This window comes from Winogradskyella echinorum (genome assembly GCF_014297365.1).
Classification (GTDB): domain Bacteria; phylum Bacteroidota; class Bacteroidia; order Flavobacteriales; family Flavobacteriaceae; genus Winogradskyella; species Winogradskyella echinorum.
The window spans coordinates 1,531,022-1,543,216 of the sequence record NZ_JACOQD010000001.1; the positions used below are offsets into that span (position 1 = coordinate 1,531,022).

General features: G+C 34.4%; 9 protein-coding genes. 4 read left to right on the plus strand and 5 right to left on the minus strand.

The genetic code is table 11. The features are described from left to right. Positions 1–4: 4 nt before the first annotated feature. A complete protein-coding gene (locus H8K90_RS06830) occupies positions 5–820 on the minus strand; it encodes an N-acetylmuramoyl-L-alanine amidase (protein ID WP_186845166.1) in 816 nt (271 codons plus the stop codon). 12 nt (positions 821–832) lie between these two features. Next, positions 833–3,676 carry a DNA polymerase I gene (polA, locus tag H8K90_RS06835; protein ID WP_186845167.1) on the minus strand — a complete coding sequence of 948 codons (2,844 nt, stop codon included), beginning with the start codon at positions 3,674–3,676 and terminating at the stop codon, positions 833–835. Positions 3,677–3,766: 90 nt separating this feature from the next. On the opposite strand from polA, the gene H8K90_RS06840 reads away from it, so the two are divergent. Together H8K90_RS06840 and H8K90_RS06845 are read left to right on the plus strand one after the other, a co-directional pair. Continuing rightward, positions 3,767–4,696, plus strand: coding sequence for an isoaspartyl peptidase/L-asparaginase family protein (locus H8K90_RS06840; protein WP_186845168.1), 930 nt, complete (start codon positions 3,767–3,769; stop codon positions 4,694–4,696). Then, on the plus strand, positions 4,696–5,526 hold the full coding sequence (locus H8K90_RS06845; RefSeq protein WP_186845169.1) for a GNAT family N-acetyltransferase: 831 nt from the start codon (positions 4,696–4,698) through the stop codon (positions 5,524–5,526). The genes H8K90_RS06840 and H8K90_RS06845 overlap by 1 nt, the downstream gene beginning before the upstream one ends. Before the next feature lie 6 nt (positions 5,527–5,532). Here the strand turns inward: H8K90_RS06845 and H8K90_RS06850 are convergent, their stop codons facing one another. Beyond that, the gene (locus H8K90_RS06850) at positions 5,533–6,393 is read right to left on the minus strand and encodes a cyanophycinase (protein ID WP_186845170.1); all 861 of its coding nucleotides are present in this window, start codon (positions 6,391–6,393) and stop codon (positions 5,533–5,535) included. A gap of 110 nt (positions 6,394–6,503) precedes the next feature. On the opposite strand from H8K90_RS06850, the gene cphA reads away from it, so the two are divergent. Beyond that, entirely contained in the window at positions 6,504–9,146 is a 2,643-nt protein-coding gene (gene cphA / locus H8K90_RS06855; protein ID WP_186845171.1) for a cyanophycin synthetase, read from the plus strand. A 61-nt stretch (positions 9,147–9,207) separates the two neighbouring features. Here the strand turns inward: cphA and H8K90_RS06860 are convergent, their stop codons facing one another. Next, on the minus strand, positions 9,208–9,468 hold the full coding sequence (locus tag H8K90_RS06860) for a hypothetical protein (RefSeq protein ID WP_186845172.1): 261 nt from the start codon (positions 9,466–9,468) through the stop codon (positions 9,208–9,210). Positions 9,469–9,745: 277 nt separating this feature from the next. Between H8K90_RS06860 and H8K90_RS06865 the strand changes: the two genes are divergently transcribed. Further along, positions 9,746–11,158: an aldehyde dehydrogenase family protein gene (locus H8K90_RS06865; protein WP_186845173.1), complete on the plus strand. Its 1,413-nt coding sequence runs from the start codon at positions 9,746–9,748 to the stop codon at positions 11,156–11,158. On the opposite strand, the gene H8K90_RS06870 is transcribed toward H8K90_RS06865, so the two are convergent. Then, a complete protein-coding gene (locus H8K90_RS06870) occupies positions 11,155–12,153 on the minus strand; it encodes an isoaspartyl peptidase/L-asparaginase family protein (protein WP_186845174.1) in 999 nt (332 codons plus the stop codon). The two genes, H8K90_RS06865 and H8K90_RS06870, sit on opposite strands and share 4 nt — an antisense overlap. Positions 12,154–12,195 lie beyond the last annotated feature (42 nt).

A 12,195-nucleotide genomic window follows, 5' to 3' on the forward strand; every position in this document is an offset into this window, starting at 1 on the left:
ACAATTAAAGTTTTAAAAGTTCTTCTTCTAATAAATACAGAATCTTTTTATCCTTTTCAGTTAATGTATCGGATAATTCAGTTGGATTGAAATGTAGTTTAAAAGAATAGATGGCATTTTCGAGATTACTTATGTTATAACCAATGAAACTTAATGCCTTTGTTGAATTAAAGTTTTCATCGAGTTTAACCGAATCGAGCTTAGTTTCGTCATACCAAATTCCAAATCCGCTTTCTGCCAAAATTTTCCACGGAAAAAGTGCACTTGGATCCGTTTTTCGACCTGGAGCAACATCGGCATGACCAATAATATTTTGTTTTGGTATGTTATATTTCTCAGTTAAATTTTCAAGCAACCAAATTAGGTTATTAATTTGTGCATACGAAAAAGGTTCTTCTCCATCATTATCTAACTCTATTCCTATTGAAACACTATTTAAATCGGTCACTGATCTCCAGCTAGAATTTCCGGCATGCCATCCGCGAAGCATGTCATTTAGCATTTGGGTTACTGTCCCATCATCACAAATGACATAATGGGAGCTAACTTGTGTTTGTTTTAGTGCAAAAGTGCGATATGTTTCTTCACAACTATCCTGATCCGTATGATGAATAACAATAAAGTTTGGTTTTCGTAAACTAAAATTCTGTGATTCAATAACAGTGATAACCTTATTATTGAGAGTATCTGGTTGAATATATTTTAAACTCTTACCTAATACCTTTGCCTGTTTTTTATATGATGTTTTTGAGACACGATAAATGTCTTTAGAACAACTGACCAAAGCTAAAAGAATCACTAAATATTTAAAATATCTCAAATTAAAATTAAATTAATGTGCCTCCAACCAATTTAAACCTGTATCTACTTCAACATCTAAAGGGACTTCTAATTTATAGGCGTTTTCCATTTCGGTTTTAATTAATGTAGTGAGTTCTTCGAGTTCTGGTTTGTAAATGTCAAAGACCAATTCATCATGTACTTGTAAAAGCATTTTAGATTTATAATTACCAGCTTCTAATTTGTTATAAATATTTATCATGGCAATTTTTATAATATCTGCAGCGCTTCCTTGAATTGGTGCATTTACGGCATTTCGTTCTGCAGCACCTCTAACCACAGCGTTACGCGAGTTGATGTCTTTTAAATAACGACGACGACCCAAAACGGTTTGCACATAACCATGGTCTCTCGCAAAATCAACTTGCTTACTCATGTAGGCTTTTAGTTTCGGATAAGTTTCGTAATAAGTATCGATAAGGTCTTTGGCTTCACCTCGTGACAAATCGGTTTGGTTACTTAACCCAAAAGCAGACACACCATAGATAATTCCAAAATTGACAGTTTTGGCATTACTACGTTGTTCTCTAGTGACTTCCGCTAATGGCACATTAAAAACGCGCGAGGCGGTTGATGCATGAATATCCTCACCGTTCTTAAAAGCCTCTATCATATTTTCTTCCTCACTTAAAGCGGCAATAATTCGTAGTTCTATTTGCGAATAATCGGCAGCAAGTAAAATGTATTCTTCGTTTCTTGGTACAAATGCTTTTCTAACTTGACGACCACGTTCTGTTCGGATAGGTATATTCTGTAAATTTGGATTGTTACTACTTAAACGACCAGTTGCAGCAACGGTTTGCATGTAATCGGTATGAACACGACCAGTAATCTCTTCAACTTGAAGCGGTAATGCATCAACATAAGTACTTTTTAATTTACTAAGGCCTCTGTAATCTAAAATTTGCTGAATAATGGCATGATCTTTTGCTAAATAAGATAAGATATCTTCACCTGTAGCGTATTGTCCTGTTTTAGTTTTCTTTGGTTTATCTACCAATTTCATTTTTTCAAAAAGCACGATACCTAATTGTTTTGGTGAGGCAATATTAAATTCTTCGCCTGCAGCTTCATAAATACTTTTTTCAAGATTTTGAATATCGTCATTTAACGCTTCGGATAGCGAATTTAAAAAGTCTTTATCGAGGTTAATCCCTTCTAATTCCATTGCTGCCAAAACACGAAGTAGTGGAATTTCAATCTCATCGAATAATTTTTGGGTATTGGCTTCGCCTAATTCTTTTTCAAAATGTTCTTTGAGTTGTAAAGTGATGTCTGCATCTTCAACAGCATATTCAGTCTGTTTTTCTAATGGCACCTCACGCATGGACAACTGATTCTTCCCTTTTTTACCAATGAGTTCTGTGATGGAAATTGGTGTATAATTGAGGTAAGTTTCTGCTAAAACATCCATATTATGTCGCATATCTGGATTTATGAGATAATGTGCTAACATGGTATCGAACAATTTGCCTTTTACTTCAATATTGTATTTGGCTAAAACCTTAATGTCGTATTTTAAATTCTGACCAATTTTTTCAATGTTTTCATCTTCAAAAAAAGGTCTAAAGATTTCTATTAATTCTTGTGCTTCATTTCTATCTTCTGGAAATGGCACATAAAAACCTTTACCTGGTTCCCAAGAAAAAGCAATACCAACCAATTCGGCAGTCAACGGATTTAAACCTGTGGTCTCCGTATCAAAGCATACAGAAGTTTGACTCATTAAATTCTTTACAAACAGTTTTGTTGCCATGCCTGAGGCTACACTTTGATAAAAATGTGAGGTCGTTTCGGCAGTTTTTCGTGTAAATTCTGAAACGGCTTCTGTCGCTGATGGTTCGGCACCACCAAACAATGAAAATTGTCCTGCACCTGCTGATTTTTCTTCTTTTGGAGTGGTCTTAGGTGCTTCTTGATTTTGCGTAGTATCGGTTTGAGTTGCTGGCTCACCAGAGGTAAACGTTTTCAAGAAATTGTCGGTTAATCTTCTAAATTCTAACTCTTGAAAAATTTCTTTTACTTTTTCAACATCTGGATGATCGAGTTCAAAATCTTTAGCATTAAACGTTACAGGGACATCTAGCATAATGGTAGCTAATTGTTTAGAAAGTAACCCAAGCTCTTTATTGGCTTCAATCTTTTCTTTCATTTTGCCTTTAAGCTCATGTGTATTGGCTAAAAGGTTTTCCATACTTCCATATGCAGCTAAAAATTTCTTAGCTGTTTTTTCACCGACACCAGGTAAGCCTGGAATATTATCACTAGAGTCTCCCATCATGCCTAAAAAATCAATGACTTGCATTGGGTCAGTAACTTCAAATTTCTTTTGAACTTCAGGAATTCCCCAAGTCTCATAGCCACCACCAAAAACAGGCCTGTACATAAAGATGTTTTCGGTAACTAGTTGTGCAAAATCTTTATCTGGAGTTACCATATAGGTTTTATAACCTTCTTTTTCGGCTTGGCGTGATAGTGTTCCAATAACATCATCGGCTTCGTAACCTTCCTTTACCATGATAGGAATATGCATCGCTTCGAGAATATTACATATGTGAGGAATTGCCGTTTTAATACCTTCTGGTGTTTCGTCTCTATTGGCTTTGTAAGCTTCAAACATTTCTACGCGGTCTACGCTACCACCTTTATCAAAACAAACGGCTAAATGGTCTGGTCGCTCACGTTTTATAACATCTAGGAGTGAATTCATAAAGCCCATAATGGCTGAGGTATCTTCACCTTTAGAGTTAATCCTTGGGTTTTTTATAAAAGCATAATACCCACGAAAAATTAAGGCATAGGCATCAACGAGAAAGAGACGTTTTTGGTCTGACATGAAATTAAATTTTGAAGTCTATAAAACTACGAAAACTTAAGCGTTTAATTGAAATGCAATTCGTAATTTTCCACATTAAAATTTTTAAAGATGTCAACATTCTCAATTGCTATACATGGAGGAGCCGGAACCTTAATAAAAGGACTTATGACTCCCGAATTAGAGTCAAAGTATAAAGCAGCTCTTCAACTTGCTTTAGACAAAGGTTATGATGTATTACATTCGGGTAAAACAGCAATTGAAGCCGTTGAAGAAGCCGTAAAAATATTAGAAGATTCGTATTTGTTTAATGCAGGTAAAGGATCTGTTTTTACAGCAACAGAAACTCACGAAATGGATGCCAGTATTATGGATGGCAAAACACTGAATGCTGGAGCTGTTAGCTTAATAACTGGTATAAAAAACCCTGTGTCTTTGGCGCGCGATGTAATGGAAAAAAGTGAACATGTATTTTTAGCTGGAGAAGGGGCGATGAAGTTCGCTAAAGAACTCGATTATAAGTTGGAGGATGTTTCTTATTTCTATGATGAATTTAGGCACAAACAATGGTTAGAAATAAAAGATACTGATAGTTTTCAGTTAGATCATAGTACTAAGAAAGATTCTAAATTTGGAACCGTTGGAGCGGTAGCTTGTGACCAAAACGGCAACATTGCAGCAGCAACTTCTACAGGTGGTATGACCAATAAAAAATGGGGACGTGTAGGTGATTCTCCAATGATTGGTGCTGGAAATTATGCCAACAATAAAACGTGTGCTATTAGTTGTACCGGAAGTGGTGAATTTTTTATAAGAGGTGTTGTAGCTTATGATGTTGCTTGCTTAATGGAACATAAAAACATGAGTTTAGAAGATGCTTCTAACGAGGTTATACATAAAAGGATTCTAGAAATTGGGGGAGATGGAGGTTTAATTGCTGTGGATACTTATGGCAATATAGCGATGCCATTTAATACAGAAGGTATGTATCGTGCTTGTAAATCTTCAGGCGGAAGAGAAGAAATTTTAATCTATAAATAATGGTTGTTAGGCAATTAGGTAATGTAGATTTTGAAACTATAATGGACTGTTTTCTGTTGTCGTTTGAAAATTACTTTGTACAAATGCCAACAGATCATAACTTTTATCGTGAACGTTGGAAAGCGGCTGGAGTACGTTATGATTTATCTTATGGTATGTTTGATGGTGATAAATTAGTTGGCTTTATCATCAATGCTATAGATTATCGTCAAGGTCATTTAATAGCCTATAATTCTGGTACAGGAGTGATTCCTGAATATAGAGGACAGCTTATTGTTAAAGAGATTTACGATTATGCAATTCCTGTTTTAATTAAAAACGGAATTACAAAATGCCAACTCGAAGTGATTACCGAAAATGAAAAAGCGATTAAATCTTATGAAGGTATAGGATTTAAAAATTGTAAATATTATAAATGTTTTTCGGGTACAATTCTTGTCGTAACTAAAAATGAATATAGCGTAAAAGAGTTAGATTTTGATATGGTTAATTGGAACGATATACCAAATCAAGAATTTTACTCTTGGGATAACCAAAATAATAGTCTAGAAAAAGGGAATTATAAATATTTTCAAGTTTTAGTTGAAAACGAAGTACAATCTTTTTTTGTAATTAACCCCGAAAATGGATACATCGCTCAACTTGAAGTTTTAATTGAAACATCAACTAGTTGGCCAACACTTTTTTCTGCGATTCAATCTATACAGAAAGATGTTAGAATTAATAATATTGATGATAGGTTAACCGCTAAAATTAAAGCTGTTGATATGTATGGTTTAAACAATACTGTAGACCAATTTGAAATGGAATTAGATTTAAAAAACAATTAGTAGAAGCTATATAAAAGGAGCTTCAATAGGGAGAACTTCTATTTTTTTGTTTTTAATATTAAAACGGTCACCATTAGATAAAATATGAGTTTTTAGATTTGTGAGCGACATTGGTGTTCCTTCCTTAAGAACACTGTGATTATTGTGTTTAATTTTTCGACCATCAAAAATTATAACCATTCCAGAGCCAATTATTTCAAAATGGTTGTTTTTAATTATTAATCCAGTGTCTTCAGCCAAACCAATACCAATCAGTTTTGGAAATTGAGCAACAGCTTCAGATATGCGTCCAAATCGACCTCTCTTTATAAAGTGTGTATCGATTATCAGTTCAGGGATTAACCCTAAGCCTTTATACATATTTACAGCACCTTTAATAAAAGATTCGGAAGCACTTCCACCGGCAATCATTTCTTTTGCCATTGCCATAGCACCTGCACTAGTACCTGCTATCACAAAACCTTTTTCGTTTTTATAACGATCTACCAAAATGGTATGAATCGTTGTACCACTAATCTTATCTGTGATTTTAGATTGATCACCACCAGAAAACATTACACAATCTGCATTTTTTATTAGTTCTATAGAGTTTTCTTTTTCAGAATCTTCTTTAGATCTTATATCTAAAACAGTAACATTGTTACAACCCAAAGTTGTAAACGCAGTTAAATAATTTTCACCAACTTCAACTGGAATGCTCGATGCCGTTGGAATTACAACTATCTCAGCGTCAATACCACCAGCTTCTTTAACGACATGGTATAAAATACCTTCGTCAATAAATTCTAAGGTATACATCTCATCGGCTTCAATACCTTTATCTTCATTTCCACCTATTGGTATCAAGGTTCCCTTAATCTTCTGCATAATTTTAATCTAAAATATTGAGCAAAAATAAGTGAAATTTTCTATTGAAAAATACTATATTTATAATCTTTCACTAACAAAACTAACCTATTGCTAAAAAACCAACTACAATGGAAATAAGAAGTATAAACGCCATGCGAGGACCAAACTATTGGTCAGTAAGAAGACATAAGTTAATTGTAATGGTTTTAGATCTCGAAGAAATGGAAGAACTACCATCTAATAAAATTGATGGTTTTCCAGAGCGATTAAAAGCTATGTTTCCAAGCATGTATTCTCATCGTTGTTCTGAGGGTTGCGAAGGTGGTTTTTTTATGCGTGTGGATGAAGGTACTTGGATGGGCCATGTTATTGAGCATATTGCTTTAGAGATTCAAACTTTAGCAGGAATGGATACAGGTTTTGGTAGAACACGAGGTTATGGAGAAAAAGGTGTTTATAATGTAGTTTTTTCCTATATGGAAGAGTCTGTAGGACGATATGCAGCTAAATCTGCTGTCCGTATTTGTGAGGCACTAATAGCAGGAGAAGATTATGATTTAGCAGAAGATATTCAAGAAATGCGCGAGCTGAGAGAAGCAGATCGCTTAGGTCCAAGTACTGGTTCTATTGTTGCGGAAGCTGAAGCAAGAGGAATTCCTTGGATTCGTTTAAATAAATATTCACTTTGTCAATTAGGATATGGTGCAAATCAAAAAAGGATTCAAGCAACTGTAACCTCGGAAACAAGTAGTATTGGCGTAGAGTTGGCATGCGATAAAGAGGATACTAAATACCTATTAGAACAAGCAGAAGTTGAAGTGCCAAAAGGTGATATAATTCGTCGGGAACGTAGTTTAAAAGAAGCTTGTCGTTATGTAGGTTTTCCTTTAGTAATTAAACCCATAGATGGAAATCATGGTCGTGGTATTACAGTAGATATAAATAATTATGAAGATGCTTTAGTAGCATTCCATCATGCTAAAGAAAGCTCTAAAAGTGGAGCTATTATTGTCGAAAAATTTATAGTTGGTGATGATTATAGATTATTAGTTATTAATAATAAATTGGTTGCTGGAGCCATTAGAACACCAGCACATGTTATTGGAGATGGCAAATCGACCGTACAAGAACTTATAGATAATGTTAATAGTGATCCTCGTCGTGGATTTGGACACGAAAATGTGCTAACACAAATAACAGTAAATGAATTAACCAAAACCATTATAAAAGATGCTGGTTACACTTTGGAGTCTGTTATTGCTGAAGGTGAACGCTTAATTTTAAAAGATACAGCCAACTTAAGTACAGGAGGAACGGCTGAAGATATTACAGATATTATTCACCCTGCTAATGTAAGTATGGCGGAACGAATTTCTAAAATTATAGATTTAGATATCTGTGGAATTGATATAATGACTACTGATATTTCTAAACCTTTATCCGAAACTGGTGGAGCCGTATTAGAAGTCAATGCTGGTCCAGGATTTAGAATGCATTTAGCACCAACATCTGGATTACCAAGAAATGTGGCAGCTCCTGTAATAGATAAGTTATTCCCAATAAAAGGTGACACAGGTCGCATACCTATTATAGCCACTTCTGGTACAAATGGAAAAACTACAACCACTAGATTGATTGCACATATCGCGAAGATGAAAGGTTATCGTGTTGGTTATACAACCAGTGATGGTGTTTATATACAGAATAGATTACTAATGACTGGTGATTGTACTGGTCCAGCTAGTGCAGAATTTGTGCTTAAAGATCCAACTGTAAACTTTGCGGTTTTAGAATGTGCAAGAGGAGGATTGCTACGAGCAGGTTTGGGTTTTAAAAAATGTGATGTAGCAGTAGTTACAAATGTTGCAGAAGATCATTTAGGTTTAAAAGGCATACATACTATTGAGCAGTTAGCAAAGGTTAAAGCTGTAGTGCCAGAAACCGTTTTACCAGATGGTTATGCTATTTTAAATGCAGATGATGATTTGGTGTATGATATGAGACGCAATGTAGATTGTAATGTGGCCTTATTTTCTATGGACGAAAATAATCCTCGTATCAAAGCCTTGCAGCGCTTAAATGGTATTACAGCTGTATATGAGAATGGTTATGTAACTATTTGTAGAGGAGAATGGAAAATGCGTTTAATGAAAGCAGAAGATATTCCATTGACTTATGGAGGAAAAGCCAAATTTATGATTCAAAATGTACTAGCTGCTGTTTTAGCTGCTCACGTACAGGGTATTAGTATAGAGGATATGAAAGCAGGTTTAGAAACTTTTATTCCTTCCGCGACCCAAACTCCAGGACGTTTAAATTTATTCGAATTTAATAACTTTAGTATATTATTAGATTATGCGCATAACCCAGCAGGTATGCGAGCATTACAGAAATTTACGGATGAGTTAGAAGCGACGGTAAAAGTTGGTATCATAGCTGGTATAGGTGATAGACGAGTAGAGGATAATAATGAAATGGGAAGCATAGCTGCTGAAATGTTTGATGAAATAATTATACGACAAGACAAGCGCCTGCGAGGAAAAACAGAAGAGGAACTTATTAAAATGCTAAACGATGGCATTAAAATGAAAGATCCCAATAAGAAAACTACCATTATACCTTCTGAGAAAGAAGCCATTAAATTCGCTGTAAAAAATGCTGTAAAAGGTTCTCTTATTATTTTATGTAGTGATGTTATTCCTGATGCTTTAGACTTGGTAAAGAAATTTAAAGAGCAAGAAGCCAGAGGCGAATTAAATTACGCTGATTGATAATATGTGATATAAAAAAAGCCGAAACATATGTTTCGGCTTTTTTGTTAGTCTATATTTTCTAGCAAAGCTTTTTAGTCTTAACTCTAATCTGAAGACTTTTTCTGTAAGCTTTAATACTTATAATTTCGTTACTCTTTTTACGATTCATTTTTAAAACCTTCGCTTTAACTTTAGCAGAAATGCGGGCTTCTTTAGCTTCAGGCTTTATAACTTTATTTGTTACAACAACCTCAGTTTCATTATTAACTATTACATCTTGCTGAGCAAATCCTGCTAGCGACATTGTTAAAAATAATATGATGAATAAACCTTTTTTCATAATAATGTGAGGGATTTTAATATTAACTTCGACTCAAAGAAACGTTAGATATTTGTTGTTAGTAAAAAATTTAGATGAAACAAGGCGATAAATAGATAACTGACAATTCATGGTTAAAAACATCGATGAAGTGCATAAATTGAACTTTTAAGCCCCGTAAAATGGCTTAATTATTAATTTAATTCCGATTGCATAAATCATAATTAAGACTAAGAATTGAATCTATTAATGAAATACACAAAGCCAGCAGTAAGGCTAGTAAATACGCAGGTAAGGCATGAGTAATATTATAAACAATCCATATTATCAATTGTTTTTAAAACAAAAAGAGAATCAATTTAAAATAGGTAAAAGCACTTACCGTCAAAGAGTTAAAAAATTGAATGCGCTTCAACGAGCTATAGAAGTGACTTATAGAGAACAGATAAAAGAAGCTTTGTATAAAGACTTAGGTAAGCCGGTGGTAGAAACTGAGCTTTCTGAAGTGTATCAAATCATTGGAGATATAAAGTATGTAAAAAAACATTTACATCAATGGATGGGGAAACAGAGGGTTAATACACCAATGTCTATGCTCGGCTCAAGTTCGTATTATATTTATGAACCCAAAGGCGTGTGTTTAATTATCTCACCATGGAACTTTCCTTTTAATCTTACTTTTGGACCATTAGTATCTGCAATAGCTGCTGGAAATACTGCTATTATTAAGCCTTCTGAAATGACACCAAACTGTTCAGTATTAATGGCTAAAATTGTTATAGATGTATTTTCTGAAGATGAAGTAGCTTTGGTAGTAGGGGAAATTGAGGTCTCTACTGCACTGTTAGAATTGCCTTTTAACCATATCTTTTTTACGGGTTCTCCAAATGTAGGCAAGATTGTAATGGCGGCTGCTGCAAAAAATTTAGCGTCGGTAACATTAGAACTTGGAGGAAAATCACCAACTGTAATAGATAGTACTGCTCATATAGATAAGGCTGCTAAAAAAATTATGTGGGGAAAATATATGAACGCAGGTCAAATATGTGTCTCACCAGATTATGTATTAATAGATGAAGTTAAAAAGTTAGAATTTATAGAATCTTGTAAAAAATGGATAAAGGGTTTTTATACAGAGCAACCTAAAGATTCAAAATCGTATGCCAGAATTGTAACGCATAAGCATTTTGAACGTTTAAAATCTCATATTGAAAATGCTGAAAACTTCAACGCTAAAATTGAAGTTGGTGGTCAATTAGATTCGGATTCAAAATATATTGCACCTACGATAATTTCTAACTTAAAAGATGAAGCAACATTACTGCAAGAAGAGATTTTTGGACCTATTTTACCAATTGTAACGTATAAAACATTAGATGAAGCAATAAACTATATTAACGCTAAAGAACGACCTTTAGCACTGTATATCTACAGTAAAAGTAAAGCGAATACTAAAAAGGTCATACAGAATACTAGAGCTGGTGGAACTTGTATAAATAATAATATCATACATTACGCCAATCATAATTTACCCTTTGGAGGCACCAATAATAGTGGCATTGGAAAAAGCCATGGATTTTTTGGCTTTGAGGCTTTTAGCAATAAACGTGCTGTTGTAAAACAACATACATTTGGAGTTACTGAGTTATTATTTCCGCCTTATACAAATTTGAAAGAAAAGTTGGTAAGGTTGACTATTAAGTGGTTTTAAACCTTATTAAAATAATCAGACTGAATTTGTTCATTAATTCCATTTTGAAATTTAGTCATGCTAAACCATTGATGGATTGAGTAACTCCCTGTTTCTCCTTTTTTATTTACAGCAATATACCCAACTTGAAAATTCTTGTAATCACTGTTAGGCTTATTCACTATTCTGCTTATAGCTTCTTCACAAGCCTCTTGTGGTGACTTGCCTTGTCGCATTAATTCTACAACTAAAAAACTCCCAACAGTTTTCACTACTTCTTCACCTAAACCTGTGGCAACACAACCACCAATTTCGTTATCTACAAATAACCCAGAACCAATAATTGGAGAATCACCAACACGTCCTCCCATTTTATAGGCCAAGCCACTTGTAGTGCAAGCACCAGAGATGTCACCATTTTTATCAATAGCTAACATACCAATGGTATCGTGATTTTCAATGTTTATAATGGGTTTGTATTTGGCTTCAACTTTCCATTTATTCCATGCCTCTTTTGAAGCTTCGGTTAATAAATCTTCAGGTTCAAAACCTTTTGAAATGGCGAATTGTTTAGCACCTTCACCAGCTAACATTACGTGAGGTGTGTCTTCCATCACCTTTCTAGCCACAGAAACCGCATGTGTGATATTCTGAAGATAAACAACAGCACCACAATTTCCATGCTTGTCCATTATACAAGCATCGAGTGTTACATTACCATCTCTATCTGGTAATCCACCTTTTCCAACGGATTGGCCTTTTTCATTGGCTTCTTCAACTCGGCAACCTTGCTCAACAGCATCAAGAGCATTACCACCAGCTTCGAGAACTTCCATAGCTTTTGCCGTAGCTTCTTTTACATGCCATGTGGCAATGACTAGTGGTAAAGAAACTTTATCAATATTTACAATTACTTTTTTGTCCGATGAGTTTTCTGCACAACTTACAAGAGAGTTTCCAACCGCTAAACCAACTCCAGTTAAGGATGCATTTTTTATAAATTTTCTACGATTCATTTTATCCTGAATTTATTTTTGTTCCTTTTTGGTCACTGAGCG